General features: G+C 44.0%; 24 protein-coding genes. 3 read left to right on the top strand and 21 right to left on the bottom strand.

The genetic code is table 11. From position 1 onward, the window contains the following. Positions 1-10 precede the first annotated feature (10 nt). The 18 genes from folD to ACQXR1_RS05840 all read right to left on the bottom strand — a co-directional run bounded on the left by folD (position 11) and on the right by ACQXR1_RS05840 (position 12,436). Positions 11-862, bottom strand: a complete 852-nt coding sequence (gene folD, locus ACQXR1_RS05925) for a bifunctional methylenetetrahydrofolate dehydrogenase/methenyltetrahydrofolate cyclohydrolase FolD (RefSeq protein WP_430771846.1) — start codon at positions 860-862, stop codon at positions 11-13. A gap of 11 nt (positions 863-873) precedes the next feature. Further along, positions 874-1,269: a transcription antitermination factor NusB gene (gene nusB, locus ACQXR1_RS05920; RefSeq protein ID WP_003230256.1), complete on the bottom strand. Its 396-nt coding sequence runs from the start codon at positions 1,267-1,269 to the stop codon at positions 874-876. Positions 1,270-1,531: 262 nt separating this feature from the next. Further along, positions 1,532-1,939: a fatty acid biosynthesis protein YqhY gene (gene yqhY, locus ACQXR1_RS05915; protein ID WP_147772226.1), complete on the bottom strand. Its 408-nt coding sequence runs from the start codon at positions 1,937-1,939 to the stop codon at positions 1,532-1,534. Between the two features lie 20 nt (positions 1,940-1,959). After that, positions 1,960-3,312 (bottom strand): acetyl-CoA carboxylase biotin carboxylase subunit, encoded by a 1,353-nt coding sequence (accC, locus tag ACQXR1_RS05910; protein WP_014664563.1) that lies wholly within the window; start codon positions 3,310-3,312, stop codon positions 1,960-1,962. An 11-nt stretch (positions 3,313-3,323) separates the two neighbouring features. Continuing rightward, a complete protein-coding gene (accB, locus tag ACQXR1_RS05905) occupies positions 3,324-3,806 on the bottom strand; it encodes an acetyl-CoA carboxylase biotin carboxyl carrier protein (RefSeq protein WP_014664564.1) in 483 nt (160 codons plus the stop codon). Between the two features lie 156 nt (positions 3,807-3,962). Next, the gene (gene spoIIIAH / locus ACQXR1_RS05900) at positions 3,963-4,619 is read right to left on the bottom strand and encodes a stage III sporulation ratchet engulfment protein SpoIIIAH (RefSeq protein WP_003230250.1); all 657 of its coding nucleotides are present in this window, start codon (positions 4,617-4,619) and stop codon (positions 3,963-3,965) included. Further along, entirely contained in the window at positions 4,620-5,309 is a 690-nt protein-coding gene (gene spoIIIAG / locus ACQXR1_RS05895) for a stage III sporulation protein AG (RefSeq protein ID WP_418657151.1), read from the bottom strand. Beyond that, positions 5,302-5,922: a stage III sporulation protein AF gene (spoIIIAF, locus tag ACQXR1_RS05890; RefSeq protein ID WP_040082662.1), complete on the bottom strand. Its 621-nt coding sequence runs from the start codon at positions 5,920-5,922 to the stop codon at positions 5,302-5,304. The genes spoIIIAG and spoIIIAF overlap by 8 nt, the downstream gene beginning before the upstream one ends. Positions 5,923-5,935: 13 nt before the next feature. Then, on the bottom strand, positions 5,936-7,135 hold the full coding sequence (gene spoIIIAE, locus ACQXR1_RS05885) for a stage III sporulation protein AE (protein ID WP_071581431.1): 1,200 nt from the start codon (positions 7,133-7,135) through the stop codon (positions 5,936-5,938). 18 nt (positions 7,136-7,153) lie between these two features. Beyond that, complete coding sequence (spoIIIAD, locus tag ACQXR1_RS05880) at positions 7,154-7,555, bottom strand: stage III sporulation protein AD (protein ID WP_003230228.1); 402 nt, start codon at positions 7,553-7,555, stop codon at positions 7,154-7,156. A 6-nt stretch (positions 7,556-7,561) separates the two neighbouring features. Next, a complete protein-coding gene (spoIIIAC, locus tag ACQXR1_RS05875) occupies positions 7,562-7,768 on the bottom strand; it encodes a stage III sporulation protein AC (RefSeq protein WP_003153142.1) in 207 nt (68 codons plus the stop codon). A gap of 22 nt (positions 7,769-7,790) precedes the next feature. Beyond that, the gene (spoIIIAB, locus tag ACQXR1_RS05870) at positions 7,791-8,306 is read right to left on the bottom strand and encodes a stage III sporulation protein SpoIIIAB (protein ID WP_071578607.1); all 516 of its coding nucleotides are present in this window, start codon (positions 8,304-8,306) and stop codon (positions 7,791-7,793) included. After that, complete coding sequence (gene spoIIIAA / locus ACQXR1_RS05865) at positions 8,300-9,223, bottom strand: stage III sporulation protein AA (protein WP_069149854.1); 924 nt, start codon at positions 9,221-9,223, stop codon at positions 8,300-8,302. The genes spoIIIAB and spoIIIAA overlap by 7 nt, the downstream gene beginning before the upstream one ends. A gap of 75 nt (positions 9,224-9,298) precedes the next feature. Continuing rightward, the gene (locus ACQXR1_RS05860) at positions 9,299-9,580 is read right to left on the bottom strand and encodes a YqhV family protein (RefSeq protein WP_014664571.1); all 282 of its coding nucleotides are present in this window, start codon (positions 9,578-9,580) and stop codon (positions 9,299-9,301) included. Positions 9,581-9,726: 146 nt separating this feature from the next. Beyond that, the gene (gene efp / locus ACQXR1_RS05855) at positions 9,727-10,284 is read right to left on the bottom strand and encodes an elongation factor P (protein WP_003226377.1); all 558 of its coding nucleotides are present in this window, start codon (positions 10,282-10,284) and stop codon (positions 9,727-9,729) included. Positions 10,285-10,308: 24 nt separating this feature from the next. Further along, complete coding sequence (gene papA, locus ACQXR1_RS05850; protein WP_014664572.1) at positions 10,309-11,370, bottom strand: aminopeptidase PapA; 1,062 nt, start codon at positions 11,368-11,370, stop codon at positions 10,309-10,311. 2 nt (positions 11,371-11,372) lie between these two features. Continuing rightward, entirely contained in the window at positions 11,373-11,813 is a 441-nt protein-coding gene (aroQ, locus tag ACQXR1_RS05845) for a type II 3-dehydroquinate dehydratase (protein WP_014664573.1), read from the bottom strand. 86 nt (positions 11,814-11,899) lie between these two features. Continuing rightward, a complete protein-coding gene (locus ACQXR1_RS05840) occupies positions 11,900-12,436 on the bottom strand; it encodes a YqhR family membrane protein (RefSeq protein ID WP_014664574.1) in 537 nt (178 codons plus the stop codon). Between the two features lie 225 nt (positions 12,437-12,661). Between ACQXR1_RS05840 and ACQXR1_RS05835 the strand changes: the two genes are divergently transcribed. Continuing rightward, on the top strand, positions 12,662-13,618 hold the full coding sequence (locus ACQXR1_RS05835; RefSeq protein WP_430771845.1) for a DUF1385 domain-containing protein: 957 nt from the start codon (positions 12,662-12,664) through the stop codon (positions 13,616-13,618). A 39-nt stretch (positions 13,619-13,657) separates the two neighbouring features. Next, on the top strand, positions 13,658-14,053 hold the full coding sequence (locus tag ACQXR1_RS05830; protein WP_014664576.1) for an SA1362 family protein: 396 nt from the start codon (positions 13,658-13,660) through the stop codon (positions 14,051-14,053). Here the strand turns inward: ACQXR1_RS05830 and ACQXR1_RS05825 are convergent. The 3 genes from ACQXR1_RS05825 to lipM form a co-directional block, all read right to left on the bottom strand. Beyond that, on the bottom strand, positions 14,050-14,925 hold the full coding sequence (locus tag ACQXR1_RS05825) for a patatin-like phospholipase family protein (protein WP_014664577.1): 876 nt from the start codon (positions 14,923-14,925) through the stop codon (positions 14,050-14,052). The genes ACQXR1_RS05830 and ACQXR1_RS05825 overlap by 4 nt on opposite strands. 125 nt (positions 14,926-15,050) lie before the next feature. Further along, on the bottom strand, positions 15,051-15,479 hold the full coding sequence (mntR, locus tag ACQXR1_RS05820) for a transcriptional regulator MntR (protein WP_014664578.1): 429 nt from the start codon (positions 15,477-15,479) through the stop codon (positions 15,051-15,053). A gap of 99 nt (positions 15,480-15,578) precedes the next feature. Beyond that, complete coding sequence (gene lipM / locus ACQXR1_RS05815) at positions 15,579-16,415, bottom strand: octanoyltransferase LipM (protein ID WP_014664579.1); 837 nt, start codon at positions 16,413-16,415, stop codon at positions 15,579-15,581. Positions 16,416-16,605: 190 nt separating this feature from the next. On the opposite strand from lipM, the gene ACQXR1_RS05810 reads away from it, so the two are divergent. After that, a complete protein-coding gene (locus tag ACQXR1_RS05810) occupies positions 16,606-16,986 on the top strand; it encodes a rhodanese-like domain-containing protein (RefSeq protein WP_014664580.1) in 381 nt (126 codons plus the stop codon).

Raw genomic sequence — 16,986 nt, 5'->3', positions numbered from 1 at the left:
CTCCAATTATCTATGATAACGTACGTTTCGCAGATTTAACAGTATTATGCGCAAGCATCGTGATGGTCATCGGACCTACTCCGCCTGGAACCGGCGTGATGAAGGACGCTTTTTCCTTTGCCCCTTCAAATTCAACGTCTCCGCAAAGCTTTCCGCTTTCCAGACGATTAACGCCGACGTCAATGACAACAGCGCCCTCTTTGATCTGGTCTGCACTGATGAAGTTGGCTCTTCCCACTGCCACCACCAGGATGTCCGCTTTTTTCGTATGATCAGTAATATTTTCTGTTCTTGAATGACAGTAAGTAACCGTCGCGTTTTCATTTAATAAAAGCTGGCCGACAGGTTTGCCGACAATGTTGCTTCGGCCGACTACAACAACCTCTTTACCGGAAAGGTCGATATTGGTTTTCTTCAAAAGCTCAACAATTCCATGAGGCGTGCAAGGGAGAAACGTATCTTCACCAAGCAGCATTTTCCCTACGTTTAACGGATGAAACCCGTCTACATCTTTATCAGGAGAGATACGTTCGATCACCGCTTTTTCAGAAATATGATCTGGAAGCGGAAGCTGAACGAGAATGCCGTGAAACTCAGGGTCTTGGTTATATTGATCAATAATGGAAAGCAGTTCAGCTTCGGTGAGGCTGCTGTCAAATTGATCGAGCTTGAAATTCATTCCCATTGTTTCAGCCGCTTTTTTCTTTCCTCGCACGTAAGAGTGAGAAGCAGGATCATCTCCAATCAAAATAACCGCCAGTCCAGGAGTGACACCTTGCTTTTTAAGCTCTTCTACCTCTTTTGCCAATTGTTCGCGTTTTTCTCTAGCCGTTTCTTTTCCGTCGATGATTGTTGCAGTCATTTTCTTTCCTCCTATGATTGTTCAATATCAGATTTAATGTTAGAAAGAACCCCGTTTACAAACTTTGTCGCTTTGTCATCACCAAACCGTTTTGCCAGCTCAATCGCTTCGTTCATGGAGACATTCACCGGAATGTCTTCGGCATATGCCATTTCATATGCTGCCAGGCGCAAAATCGCACGGTCAACATTGGCTATCCGATCGAGCTTCCAATTCACCAGATGCTTGGAGATCATTTCATCCAGCTGGTCTTGGTGTTCCAATACCCCGTGTACAAGCTGTTCAAAGAAAGGATCTGTTTTTTCTTCATCCAGTGCGTGTTCTATGGCTTCATTCACTGCAATATCGCTGACATCAATTTGAAATAGTGCCTGCAAAGCTTTTTCTCTTGCTGTTCTTCTTTTCATTTTCTTTCTCCTTTGATCCTCTTTATACGCTTGTCGTTAAGCCACAAAGAGATCATAACATATTTTTTTCGTATCCGCATATTGAAATCAAGGTTTTTCCGCCCTATTACCGAATATTTTCATAAACCTTAATATGATCATTCGGATTTCACGTTCATGAAGAAACTCGGCTTTTGAGCCGGCTTTCTTCATGCTTTGAAATAAAGGGTAACGTGTAAAAAAACCAAAGGGCCGCCCTCCCCTTGGTTTCGTGTTAAGCCATTTACATTTCTTCGTCGATTTGGACTTCCTGGGCTTTTGTGTCAAATTGAATGCCGACGATGTGAATATTAATCTCGTTAATCGAAAGAGACGTCATATTTAATAAGGTTTGACGAATGTTTTCCTGAACGGACGCTGCAACTTTCGGAATCGAAACGCCAAATGTAACGACACAGTATACATCGATCGTAATTCCGGCATCCGCCAGGTCGACTTTGACGCCTTTGCCATGATTCACTTTGCCAAAGCGCTCGACGACGCCTGTCGCAAAGTTTCCGCGCATTTCGGCAACCCCATCAACTTCTGATGCTGCAATGCCGGCAATGACCTCAATGACCTCCGGTGCAATCTCAACCTTACCTAAATGCGTATCTTCTTGATCCATTTTAAGCAAGCTGTTGTCTTTCATTCAATTCACCTCCGTAAAAATTATGAGCCCATTACATCATATGTTTCTAAAAATTTCGTATTAAACTCTCCGCTCACAAATGTTTCGTGTTCAAGCAGTTTTAAATGGAACGGGATTGTTGTCTCAATGCCTTCGATGACGAATTCGCTCAATGCGCGTTTCATGCGGGCAATTGCTTCATCCCTCGTTTTTCCGTATGTGATTACCTTTGCAATCATGCTGTCATAGTACGGCGGGATGGAATAGCCCGGGTACGCAGCTGAATCGACGCGGACACCAAGACCGCCAGGAGGCAGGTACATTTTAATTTCACCAGGTGACGGCATGAAATTTTTACTTGGGTTTTCTGCGTTGATTCGGCATTCGATGGACCAGCCTTCAAATTCAACATCTTCTTGCTTAAGGTCCAGTTCCATTCCTGATGCCACCTTGATTTGTTCCTTAATCAGGTCCGTTCCCGTCACCATTTCTGTGACTGGGTGCTCTACCTGGATTCTCGTGTTCATTTCCATGAAGTAATAGCGCTGTTCATTGTAGTCATAGATAAATTCAACTGTTCCAGCACCTGTGTAGCCAACCGCTTTTGCAGCCTTTACTGCTGCATCTCCCATCTGCTCCCTGATTTCTGAATCAAGGGCTGGAGATGGTGATTCTTCCAAAAGCTTTTGCAGGCGTCTTTGGATCGAGCAGTCGCGTTCTCCCAAATGGATGGTGTTTCCGTAGTTATCGGCAAGCACTTGGATTTCAACATGGCGAAAATCTTCTATGTATTTTTCGATGTATACGCCTGGATTTCCGAATGCTGTTGCAGCTTCCTGCTGTGTAATCTTAATGCCATTAATCAGTTCCTCTTCAGTGCGGGCAACTCTGATTCCTTTTCCGCCTCCGCCTGCGGTGGCTTTTATAATTACAGGATACCCAATTTCATTAGCAAGCGAAACCGCTTCTTCCACATTTTCTATAATTCCCTGTGAACCCGGTACGATTGGCACGCCGGCCTGTTTCATCGTTTCCCGCGCAACGTCTTTTGTTCCCATTTTTGAAATGGCGTCAGCGCTCGGGCCGACAAACGTGACATTCACTTCTTCACATAATTCAGCGAAATCAGCATTTTCAGCTAAAAATCCATATCCCGGATGAATAGCGTCCGTGCCAGTCAGCTTTGCAACACTCACAATATTTGTAACGTTTAAATAGCTGTCTTTTGATGCTTTTGGCCCGATACAAAAAGCTTCATCGGCCATTTGAACATGAAGGGCATCTTTATCAGCTTCTGAATAAACAGCGACAGTCTCAATACCGAGCTCTCTGCAGGCTCTGATGATTCTGACAGCAATTTCTCCTCTGTTGGCGATCAATAGCTTTTTAATCATGTTCAGTCTCCTTACTCTGCTTTTACAAGAAATAGAGGTTGTCCGTATTCGACCAGCTGGCCGTTTTCTACTAATACTTCAACGATTTCGCCTTTCACTTCTGCTTCGATTTCGTTGAAAAGCTTCATCGCTTCTACAATGCAGACAACTGTGTTTTCATTCACTTTTGAACCGGCTGTTACATACGGGCCAGCTTCCGGTGATGAAGATGCATAAAATGTTCCTACCATTGGTGAAGTGATTTTATGTAGATTCTCATCTTGCTTTGGTGCTTCTTGGGCAGGTGCAGACGCTGCTTGCTGCGCTTGCGGCTGAACTGCCTGCGGAGCCTGTGCCTGTACAGGTGCTGCCGGCGCCTGCTGCATGACTTGAACAGTGCCTGCTTCGTGTTTTTTCAGTTTTAAGGATACACCTTCATTTTCATATACGAATTCGTCAATTGTAGACTCGTCAATTGCTTTAATCAGCTCGTGGATTTCTTTGATATTTAACATTCAATCGCACTCCTATGTATGAAATTTCTTTTTTTATAGGTTACTACTAAAAGTACATACTATGTTCATCTTACAGGAGCGGACTTTTGAATTCAACTCTAATATGATAGCAACGCAAAAAGCCCGCTTGTTTAGCGGGCTTTTTTCTCCTCATTCTTATTTAGAGGGTTCAAATGTGACAGCGACATCTTTCATTGTTTTGATTTCTTTTGCAACAAGGTCGATAATGGCTGTCGCCTTCGATTTGGAGTGTTTGTCTGATTTGACTGTAATATTGATTTTATCTCCTTCAGCATTGACGAGCGCATCCTCGTAACCTTGTGTTTTAATCAGCGTTTCCAGCTGTTTTTCTGTTCCTTCCACTTCACTGAGAGCCGTCATTTTATCGTATGCTTCGCTTTTCTCCTTGGCTGTTGCATCATCGCTTGACACAATGGCATTCAGCTCTTCTCTTTCTTTGCTTCTGGCATCTTCTAAATCCAGACGGTACGTTGTAAACAGATCATCATCGGCTGTTTCCGTAACAACAGTTCCTTTTTCACTGGCTTCAGCGGATGTTTCCTTGTCTGCTGATGAATCTTTCGTTCCCTTTGTTCCATCTTCTTTTCCTTTTTCAGTTTCTGTACCGCTTTTTTCCTTCGTGTCTTGCTTGGCAGGCGCTTTTTCAGTTGCGACCTCTCCACTGTCAGACGCGCTTTTTTCACTTTGCATTTGCACGGCGTTTTTGCTTTCCGGCGACATGATATAGTAGACGCTTAACACCACGACAAGACTGAGCATTGTTAATAGCCAAACGGTTTGTTTTTTAAGCATTTATGAATCCTCCTTTATTTTTTTAGGGGCAACCGCAACCCGGTGGCTTGGAACATCCAGGACCCGTGTCACCGCTTCAATAATGGTTTGTTTTATTTGAACGTTGTCCACTCCTTGAGCAACAACGAGTACACCGCGTATATCAGGTTTTTTCGTTTGGACGACGACTGGTGTTTCTTTATCGCCGTTTTTGATCATAACGATTTCTTCCTCCGATGTCTGGTCTGTAACACTTCTTGTTCCGCCTTCTTTGTCTGTTTCTTCAGTGGTCGTATTTTTGTTTGATTTGTTTTTTTCATATACTTTCAGGGACGTTGCATCAACATTCACGACAACCGAGACATCATCCACTCCAATGATTGTTTCAAGAATTTCTTTCAGCTGATTTTCGTATTCTTTTTCATAATCATCGATCGAGTTTTTAGGCTCGTCAGATTTTGAGGCTTTAAACACTTCAGTTGTTTTCTCTTTGCTGCCTCCAGAATTTTGTGAGGATACGGCCGTTATCGTTTTGGCGTTTTCTGTTTTCTCAGGTGAAGAAAACAACTGGCTGACAAGCATAAAGGAAACTCCGAGAACAAAAACGAACAGAAAGTAATGATATTTGGTCAGCTTCGGCTTTTCGCCGTCCTTCGTTTGCCCCGGAAGAAACTGCTTTTTCAATACATTCCATAATCCGTTTTTATTCATTGCCGACACTCTCCCCGCCTTCCATATGAACCGTAATTTTCTTACTTCCGATTTCCCAAATGTCCGCGAGCTGCGTTTGGATCTGTTTGGCTTCTTTTTGTTCGGCTGCTTCTTTCGTTACGTATGCATGATCTGTATCAATGTGGACCGGCGCGACCGTTTGGACCGTTTTTTCAGAAGACGGGGCCATATACACGCTGATTGTTTTAATATCCTCTTCTGAATCTACCTTTTCTCCTGCCGTGAGTTTGATGCTGCCTACTTTATATTCATCATGACTGAATCTCTCCTCCGCTTTCTTTTTTAGTTGGACAGCCATTTCTTCTAGAATATATGCGCGCTGGGAAGCTTGTATTTCTATTTTTTTTGAATTGATTTGATTTTTTATGTCGGCGGACTCTGATTGCTCGTTTTTTGTCAGGTATTCAAAGATGACTTCGGGGTCTGTCTTGAAAAGTTTAAAAATTGGCGTAAGCATGACGACAATCAAGAGCAGGCTGACTACCATTTTTGCGTACTTTTGCATGCTGGAGCTTGGCAGCAGCATATCAATCACAATTGCAAATAGGATAAACAACACGATGGTGGTAAGCCATTCTGTTAAAAAACTCATTCGCCTGCCTCCTTTATTTCATCATCATCGTGAGGTTCCCGGCTGTGATTATGACAGTAAGGCTTAAAAAAAACATGAGGGACACAATGGCGAGAGCTGCAAAAATATAGATGACGCTTTTGCTGATGACGTCGAGGCAGGTGATGACGGGCCCGCCTCCAAGCGGCTGAAGAATCGCGGCTGCCAGCTTATAAATAAAAGCGAGGGAAAGCACTTTGATTGCCGGAAATGCCGCGATACAGATCAAAATAGCGACACCCAGAATCCCTACCGTATTTTTCAGCAGTAAGGAGGCGCTGATTACTGTATCTGTTGCGTCTGTAAACATCCGGCCAAGCACTGGAATAAAATTTCCGGTTATGAATTTAGCCGTCCTGAGCGTAATGCCGTCTGTCACTGCAGCTGAGGCTCCCTGAACAGAGATGACGCCGAGAAAGATGGTAAGAAAAACAGCCAGTGCTCCGATGGCGATATTTCTGAGCAGGTTGGCCAGCTGCGTTACTTTGTATTGTTCGGTCATTGTGCTGACAATGCTCAGAATCGCTGATAAGAAAATCAGCGGCATGACAATATTTTGAATCAAGAGACCGCTCGTGTTCATCAGAAAGAGGATAACAGGATGAAAGAAGGCAGCAGATACAGCTCCGCCTGAGGAAGCCAAAAGCGCCAAGAGGAGCGGAATGAGTGCCAGGATAAAGCTGGTCATCGTCTGAATGGCCTCAGTTGCATAATTGATTGCCACATGAAAGCTGTTCAGCGCAAGGATAATCAGCACCATGTACACAATTGAGTATGCAACCTTACTGACAGTGCTTTGCTGAAACGCATTTTGCAGAAGCTGCAGAATGACGCAAAAAATCGTGAGCAAAATCAATGTGCCCAGCAGCTTTCCATTGGCTAGCACTTCATGGAACAAATAAGAAAAGAGAGCTTTCAGCCATTCTTGGGGTGAGAATGATTTCTCGCCGTTGATAAACTCGATTAAACTGCCTTTTTGGCTTTCCGGCAGCAGTCCGCCGTATTCTGTCATAATATCATTCCAAAATTCTCCGATCTTATCTGTTTCAAGCGAGGCTGCTGTCCTTTCCGCTAATTGCTCGGCCGTTTCAGCATGATCTTCCGTTTGTTCGTGATTACCGGCTGCTTGTACAATTTCTGCACGCCCTGCTATGATCAGCACGGCCAAAAGCAAAACCCATTGAAAACGCTTCAATCTACCGCCTCCTTTCGGTTATGACATAGAAGGTATGAGTCCGAGAATCGTTTCAATAATGACGGTTAAAATAGGCACAGCCATAACGAGAATTAAAATTTTCCCCGCCAATTCTATTTTCGAGGCGATGGCTCCTTGACCGGCATCTTTTGTGAGCTGTGCCCCGAATTCAGCAATATAGGCGATTCCGATAATCTTTAAAATGGTTTCAACATAGACCATGTTGACATTTGCATTAATCGCGATTTTTTCTATCATTCGTATAATGTCGTAGATTTGGTCTACTAAATAAAGAAAAATGGCACATCCGGCAAAAACGACGATTAAAAAAGCAAAAGTCGGCTTTTGTTCTTTTACTATTAAAGAAAGGAAGGTGGCGATCAGCCCTAAACCTACAATTTGAACAATGTCAATCTGCAAGCCCCCCTATCCTTGGAATAAAAACACAGCTTTTATCTTTTTGAATAGGTCATCTACAATGGTGGCCACCATAAATAAAATATAGATAAAACCTAACAGCGTCACCCACTGAGCGTATTCTTTCTTGCCCATCTGATCCAATATCGTGTGTAAAAAAGCGACCACGATTCCCACTCCGGCGATTTGAAATATGACATTCACATCTACTCCCATTTTATTTTTGCTCCCCTCATGTTTACATCAATAGAAGAATGAGTAACAAGCCCGCTAAAAAGCCCAAACTCTTTATCATCTTTTCGTTTTTCGCTTGCGCCTGCTCAGCATCCGCTTCTGAGGCTTCCAAATGTGTCAGCGCCAGCTTGATGTGCTTTTGCTGTGAGATTCGATCATGAATCCCGAGCGTCTCGCCAAACTGCTTTAGCACCTCGTATTCGCTTTTTTTCAAAGACATGGTGTCCCATACCTTTTTTAAGCTTTGCTCCCACGCCGTTTTCGCGGAATCGCTTCCCTTTTCCAGCTGATCACTGAATGCGGAAAAAAGAGCTGAAACAGGCTGTGCGAGCTGCTTGGCAATCTGCTGTGAAGCGGTATGAAGCGGTGTATGGCCGTACATGATTTCAGCCTCGAGGGATTGAAGCGCCGCACGCAGCTGGCGGATTTGCCGCGGCCGTTCTGTATAAATCTTCGCCATCTCAAAACCTGTCCATGTTGTCGCTACCACAATGAATACTGCGCCCAGCAGCTTCAGCATGTTTTCACGCCCGGTGTCCTAGACAGCACATGTCCGTCTTTGTCATAAATGCGGCTCACTGTGCCCGGCCCTTTTGCTCTTGATAATTCCAAATAGCGGTCAAAGGCTCTTTCTTCCCACAAACGCTTCAATGAAGGCCGCTTCATGAGATCGGATATGCTCCAGCCATGCGCCGATACGATTACTGAAACACCTGCATGCAACGCCTCCAGAAGCGCATCTGTATCTTCCATACGCCCGATTTCATCGACAATCATCACCTCAGGACTCATGGATCGAATCATCATCATCAGCCCCTCAGCCTTCGGACAGGCGTCTAATACGTCAATTCTCTGTCCAAATTGATGTTGCGGAATGCCGCGCAGACATCCGGCAATTTCTGACCGTTCATCGACGATGCCTGTCTTTACGGGCAGCATGCGGTTTTTACCGGTGCTCGAGAGCCTCGCAAGGTCCCGAAGAAGTGTTGTTTTGCCGGTTTGGGGCGGTCCGATAATCAGCGTATTCAGCCAGCTGGTTTGATATAAGTACGGAAGCAGCGGCTCCGCAATCCCCAGCTTTTGCCTGGCAATTCGTATATTAAAAGATGCGATGTCACGGAGTCCTTTCACACCCCCGTTTTCCGTAATGACTCTGCCTGCCAGTCCGACTCTGTGGCCGCCTCTGATCGTGACATACCCTTTCTTCAGCTCTTCTTCAAGAGTATACATGCTATAGTTGCTGAGCCGGCTCAGGATCAGATGGGCATCCTCGGCCGTACCCGCATAGGATAAAAAAACAGGTTGTCCTTTTCGAATCAATTCAATGGGGCGGTTGACCCGAATTCTGACTTCTTCGATTTCCAGCCATTGTTGTTCCGGTATTTCAGAAAGGGCGTTTTTCATGGATTCAGGGAGAACCTCAGCGATTTCATTCAACAGAGCCTCCTCCTTTCTACCGATTGGCTTCTTTAAAATGTATGATGTGAGGCAGACTTTATGACAAGCCTCTTCTTATTTATGAACACCCGCCAAAATCAAAACAACACCCGTAAAAATCAGAATCAGCTTTGCATACGAAAGCTGCCCGGCAATTTGGTAGATTCCGACTGTCATCGTAATGATAAAAATCAACGGCCCTACAATAGCAAGAATGCTGTTAACCACAACTGCCTTCCGGACATCGTTTGTCACAAGCATGATAATGGCTGCAGTCAGCTCAATCATAGAGGATAAAACTCGTAATCCCGCCATTGTTAAAACAGTAGAATTGATATTTCCAAGGAAAAATTTCATAGCACTCTCCCAACCTCCTGTTTTTTTATATGATATGCTCTAGCTTGCTGAAGTAGTCTTGTCATTTTCGTATAAAAGAAAGATTCTGTTTTTGGGCACAAAAAAAAGCCTGCTCCCAATTTGGGAACAGACTTCTTTTTTTCTTTCTATGCTCTTGAAACGTAAGAACCGTCTGATGTATTGACAACAAGTGTGTCGCCTTCATTCACAAAGAACGGCACGTTTACAACAAGTCCGGTTTCAGTTTTCGCAGGTTTTGTACCGCCTGATGCTGTATCACCTTTAATACCAGGTTCAGTTTCAACAACTTTCAGCTCAACTGTGTTTGGAAGTTCGATGCCAAGTGTTTCATCCTGGTACATCATGATATGCACAGACATGTTTTCAAGCAGGTATTTTAATTCTTCTTCGATTTGAGTTGCGCTCAGTTCAAGCTGCTCATAAGAAGAAGTATCCATAAATACGTGCTGATCTCCGTTTGCATATAGATATTGCATTGTTTTTGTTTCGATTTGCGCTTTCGCTACTTTTTCACCAGCGCGGAAGGTTTTTTCCTGAATGGCGCCAGTGCGAAGGTTGCGAAGTTTAGAGCGGACAAAGGCCGCACCTTTTCCAGGTTTTACGTGCTGGAAGTCAACGACGCGCCAAATGCCGCCATCTACTTCGATTGTTAATCCTGTACGGAAATCGTTAACTGAAATCATGTTTAATGTCCTCCTATATTACAATCACAAAATAATAAGTTCTTTTGGGGAATGGGTGATTGTCCGGTTGCCGTTTTCTGTAATCACGATGTCATCTTCAATACGGACACCGCCTGTTTCTGGTATGTAAATGCCCGGCTCCACTGTGACCACCATGCCCGGTTCAAGGATAGCTGAAGATCTGACGGATAATCCCGGCGATTCATGAACTTCCATGCCGAGCCCGTGCCCGGTTGAATGACCGAAATATTCACCGTAGCCTTTTGCCGCAATGTGATCCCTTGTGAGGGCGTCAGCCTCTTTTCCTGTCATTCCCGGCTTAATATGTGCGACGCCGAGCGCCTGAGCATCAAATACAACCTGATAGATCTCCTTCAATTGATCACTGGGCTGACCAACAGCGACCGTACGGGTAATATCAGAACAATATCCTTTATAATAAGCGCCAAAATCAAGCGTAACAAGGTCTCCGCTTTCAATCAGTTTGTCACTGGCCACACCGTGAGGAAGGCTTGACCGAAGGCCCGAGGCGACAATCATATCAAAAGAAGAGCTGTCAGCTCCTTGGCTTCTCATATAAAATTCCAGCTCATTGGCAACAGCGATTTCAGAAATGCCGGGTTTCATAAACGTCAAGATATGTTTGAAGGCATCATCTGCAATCTTCGCAGCTTCCTCTAATATCTTAATCTCTTCACTAGACTTAATCAAGCGCAACTTTTCCACGGATTCAGCCACAGGCACTAATTCGGCCTCACTGATAACGGCGCTGTATGAAGCATAAGTGCCATATGTCATGCTGTTCTGTTCAAAGCCGAGACGCTTGATGCCGAACGATTCCACAGTGTCGGCAGTGGTCTGAATCAGGCTGCCGCCATGTTCAATGATCTCAAAACCTTTGACCTGAACCTTCGCCTGCTCTGTATAACGAAAATCCGTAATAAACGCTGCTTTGTCACCCGATATAACAGCCAAACCCGCAGAACCTGTAAACCCTGTCATATAGCGTACATTCGTGCTGCTTGTAATCAGCATGCCGTCAATTCCCAGCTGTTCAAAAAGGTTTCTTAATTTCTCTAGCTTCATCCTTATTCTCCCCCTTGCTGGCTTAATAAGTAGCGAACAGCAAGCTTGTAGCCTTCAGCTCCAAGACCGACAATCTGCCCTTTCGCAACCGGAGCGATAACCGACTGATGCCTGAATTCTTCCCTGGCGTATAAGTTTGATAAATGCACCTCAACCACAGGAAGACTGATGCTTGAAACAGCATCCCTGATCGCATAGCTGTAATGGCTCAGGGCGCCGGGGTTCAGAACAATCCCGCTGTATTGCTCCTCAGCCTCATGTATCGCATCGATCAAATCACCTTCGTGATTAGACTGGAAGAAAGTGAGCTGGATATGTAAGGCTTCAGCAAATTGAAATAAATCTGTTTCAATATCGGTCAGCGTCTGGCGGCCGAATACTTCAGGCTCACGCTTCCCAAGCCGATTGACATTCGGTCCGTTCAAAATCAAAAAATGAGGCACATGATCTCTCCTTTTCGCGAGGGTTTCTCATGCAAAAAATGTTCACTTCTCGTGAACATTTTATCATACTGGAAAAGGTTTATACACTATTCTCTATGCATTCCCAGCGCACGTGCCAGCTTTTCCGAATTCAGCTCATTGTATTCAAATGAAATGGAATACCCGACAAACAGCCCGTAAAGCAAATAAATGCAAATCGTCGTAATAATGGTATCTGATGTCAGTTCGTTCACCGTGCGCACATCTGGAAAAATCGGATTAAAAACAAAAAACACGAGCAGCCAAAGCACCAAGCCGTATAAAATACCCGGCCACATTGTTTTTAAACGTTTCAATAGAAGAAAATAAAGAAACGCTGCGCCAATTGAAATCACTCCAATCAAAATGATGCTGATCACCGTTCCTAGTCCATGTTTTTTCCACTCTCCGAGCACAAACGGCTGCAAAATCATATTCGGGCTGATTTCAGAAAAATGAAACAAATATGCGATATAAGCAACGAAACTCCATAATACGCCTCCGCAAAAACCTGTTGCTGCCACCCTGCCGGCCATCGAAACAGGCGGCCCTTGCTTCTCATTCAATTCTTCATTTTGTTCTGTATCTTTTTCGCTTGTCATCATGGCACCTCCAGTTAAAGTGTGCCCAAAAAATGAAATGTCAATAAAAAAGCTCACACTTTTTGACAGCTGCGAGTAAAATTTGAAAATAACGGGTATAATGCATGTAGAAAAAGCAAGGCTATGGCAATTTTTCAGCCTGTCAATCTAGAGGTTTAGCGCTGTTTCCTGTACAATAGAGTGAAAGGAAATGGTTAGCAATCCTAAAGAAATAGGCAGGTTGATAATATGTCAAAACATAAAATTCCGCCCGCTTACGGCGGGCAGGCTGTTGTGGAAGGCGTTATGTTTGGCGGAAAGCATCATTACGTTACAGCCATCAGAAGAACGGATGGAAGCATGAACTTTTTTAAGCTTCCCCGCAAACACAACCCGAAACTGAACATCGTAAAAAAGATACCGTTTTTACGGGGGATCGCGGCCATTATCGAAGCGAGTGCAAACGGCACAAAGCATTTGAATTTTTCAAGCGAACGTTACGGGCTCGATCCATCTGAAGACGAGACACTTGAGCAGGAAGAAAAAAAATCGTCTGGACTGTCTATGTATCTCAGCCTCGCGGTTATCGGCGTCCTTTCATTTTTGTTCAGTAAATTCGTATTTACATTGGTTCCGGTTTTCTTAGCTGAACTGACAAGGCCGATTTTTTCATCGGACATAGCTCAAATCACGGTTGAAAGCCTGTTTAAGTTGATTTTGCTGCTCGGTTACATCTATTTTTTGTCCATGACACCGCTCATTAAAAGAGTGTTTCAATATCATGGAGCCGAACATAAAGTCATAAACTGTTATGAACAGAATTTGCCAATTACTGTGGAGAATGTCCAAAACCAATCTCGGCTTCATTACCGCTGCGGATCAAGCTTTATTTTATTCACGATTATTGTCGGCATGTTTGTTTATTTACTCGTTCCGACAGATCCGCTTTGGCTGCGTGTGATAGATCGTGTCGCACTGATACCGGTCGTACTTGGTATATCCTTTGAAGTTCTGCAGCTGACAAACAAAGTGCGTGATATTCGCGGTCTGAAATTACTAGGGTACCCGGGACTTTGGCTTCAGCTGTTAACTACGAAGGAACCTAAGGATGACCAGGTTGAAGTTGCCATTGAAAGCTTTAACGAACTTCTCAGACTCGAAGAATTGTCTGAGCAAAATCAGAAGCCTTCTCACAACGTCATCTAAAATCCGTTGCCCTGCTACTACTTTCGGAGGTGGACAGTTATGAATCATCGTGTACAACCTATTGTTGCTGTATTAATTGCGCTGGGAGCGTTCGGTTTTCTCTATGTGCTGGTAACCAATCCCGGGGAAATGGCAAAAATGGCGGTTACCGTCATCGTGGCAGGTATCATTATTTATTTTATTGTGAAATATGTAATGAATCGAAATGCGGGCAGCGAAGGAGCAGCCTTTAAAAAAGCGGCGAAACAATCGCGGCGCCGGATGAAAGAACAAAAAGCAAAACACCGCGCCGGACATAAGGGACGTGTCAGCCACCTGCGAAGCGTTCCGAGCGCCAGCAAGCCTAAGCCGATGATTCTCAAGAAAAAAAGCCAGACTCAGCTGACTGTTATAGAAGGAAAAAAAAATAAAAAGAAAAACAGAGCGCTTTTTTAATAGGTCCACTGCTTTAAAAACAGCTCTGTCCGTCTTTTACCTAGCTCAATCAGGGCTAGTTTTTTTTGTTGCGTTAAATGAAAATCAGTCGCCATTACGTCATCAACAGGGAGAAAAATAATATTTTGTTCATAGCGTGATGCTATGTGTCTTGCGTCATGGGCATCCTTCATCGTTTCAAACAGGGCGCCGAATAGTTCGAAGGCGTTGCGGATATTTTTTTTCGGACGTTCCCTTTCACGCGGCGCAAGCGTCACACCGATCACAGGCCGCTTTCTTTCCTTTGAAAACAGCCAGATGGGGAAATTGCTTAACACACCACCGTCAACAACCGTGGCGGTGCCTGTGTCCGTTTTTAATTTTATCGGTTCAAAAAAATACGGAATGCTGCAGCTCATTCTGACCGCTCTGGCAACCGGGAACATATCGGGATTTAACCCGTAACGGGGCAAATCGTCCGGCAAAACAATCATGGTGCCGTTTGTCAGATCAGAAGCAATAAGGCGCAGAGACCCTTTCTGCAAATCGCCGAAAACCCTTATGCCTTTCGCTCTTAACAGATCAGCAATCCATTTTTCTATCGTATCGCCTTTGTATAATCCAAGACGCCAGTATATGGACACCCACTGGAGCATTTTTAAGGGGAGAAAAGAGTACCTCTGATCCAGCAATTTCTCTCCGTCCACTTCTTCAATTAAAGCGTGGATTTCCTTACTGGTGTAACCTGACGCAATGAAAGCGGCAATAATGGCGCCCGCGCTTGTTCCCGCAACCCTTTTAAAGCGGAAGCCTTTTTCCTCAAGCGCTTCATAAGCACCTGCAAGCGCAATGCCTTTTACTCCTCCGCCGGAAAACACACCGTCAATATACATCTCATTCCCTCCCCCTCCACCCGATCGTTTATTACCATTTTAAGAAAACACGCGAAGAAATAGACCAACGAATGATGGGCGGCGCCACCGCATCAAAAAAGACGGCCTCCTTTGAGACCGCCTTTTTACTGATTATGATGTTCTGTTTTCTTTTGGATTGATTTCAGATCTTTTTTACGGGTATCATCTTCTTCAAAATATTGAACAAGATCCCCGATGCGATCAATGCTGTTCCAGCTTAAATGATGTTCGATTCCTTCGACATCGTTATATATTTTCTCTTCATCAACACCAATGATTCTTAAAAACTGCTCAAGCAATTCATGTCTGTAAACCAGCCGTTTGCCTATTTTTTTCCCTTTAGACGTTAACACGAGACCGCGATATTTTTCATAAATTAAATATTCGTCTTTATCTAGTTTTTGAACCATTTTTGTTACAGAGGAGGGATGGACTGCCAATGCTTCCGCGATATCGGAAACTCGCGCATATCCTTTTTCTTCAATCAGCATATAAATCTGTTCAATATAATCTTCCATACTTGGTGTTGTCATCGAAACCCTCCCAAAAAGCACCTTAACTTTATAAACCATTACAAGTTTACACTAATGAACTTGAAAAAACAAGGATGCTCCGCGGGTCAAAAGCCCTGTTTACCGCTTATAATTCCATTCATCTGAAGCATACTTTGTTTCAGCCAAGTGATGAACGAAATCAAGCTCTTCCTGAGAAAGTTCGTACGGCTCCAGATGAATGTTAAGACCTGTTTCAAATCCTTCTTTAAAGGCTTTACGAGCCTCATCCATCGTCACCCGTTTTTCGGTTAGTTCATTAATGGCAACCGCTTTATTTTTGAAATTGCGCTGCATCCGCTCTCTTACTCTTTCACTTGGATATAAGAACAGATCGAACAGCTTGTCCTCATCTAAATCAAGAAGAATGGAGCCATGCTGAAGAATCACGCCTTTTTGTCTCGTTTGCGCGCTTCCCGCCACCTTGCGACCCTCAACCACTAGCTCATACCACGAGGGCGCGTCAAAACAAACGGATGACCGCGGATTTTTTAAGCTTTCTTTTTCTTTTTCGGTTCTCGGGATGGCAAAGTAGGCGTCCAGACCGAGATTTCTAAAGCCTTGAAGTATGCCTTCTGAAATAACCCGGTATGCCTCAGTAACAGTCGCCGGCATTTCGGGGTGCTCTTCCGAAACAATCACGCTGTATGTCAATTCCTGATCGTGCAGAACGCCTCTCCCTCCGGTCGGGCGTCTGACGAATCCGAGATTATACTTATGTACTGCTTCAAAATTGATTTCCTTTTTAATATTTTGAAAATACCCTACAGAAAGCGTCGCCGGATTCCAGCCATAAAAACGGATAACCGGGGGAATTTTCTTCTCGCTGTGCCAATATAAAAGCGCTTCATCAAGCGCCATATTGAATGCAGGACTTGCATTGCCTGAGTCTATAAACCGCCAAGTTTCTTTTTGCATTTTAAGACCTTCCTTACCGTTTTAATAGAATCAGTTTATCAAACTGCCGAGAAAATGAAAAATATTTTAGTTCCATTATAGATGACAATCACGCTGTGCTTTACTATAATAGTATTTGTCGAAAACGGCTCTATGACCTTGTTTTATGAAGCAGGGTTTTGATTTTATATGCTAAAGGAGTAGAATCACATTGTCTAATATGATCGTTTTGATTATTTTTGCTGCATTTATTGTCTATATGATTGCTTCATATGTTTATCAGCAGCGTATTATGAAAACACTTACCGAAGAAGAATTCCGCGCGGGTTACCGCAAAGCGCAGCTTATTGACGTTCGTGAACCGAATGAGTTTGAGGGCGGACATATTTTGGGCGCCCGCAACATCCCGCTGTCCCAGCTGAAACAGAGAAAAAATGAAATCCGTCCGGACAAGCCTGTTTACCTATACTGCCAAAACAGTGTCCGCAGCGGACGCGCGGCACAAACCCTGCGCAAAAACGGCTGCACTGAGATTTATAACCTAAAAGGCGGCTTTAAAAAATGGGGCGGAAAGATTAAAGCGAAGAAATAA

The organism is Bacillus sp. ATD, assembly GCF_050585765.1.
In the GTDB taxonomy this organism is placed as follows: domain Bacteria; phylum Bacillota; class Bacilli; order Bacillales; family Bacillaceae; genus Bacillus; species Bacillus stercoris.
This window is presented reverse-complemented; position numbering and strand designations above follow the sequence as displayed.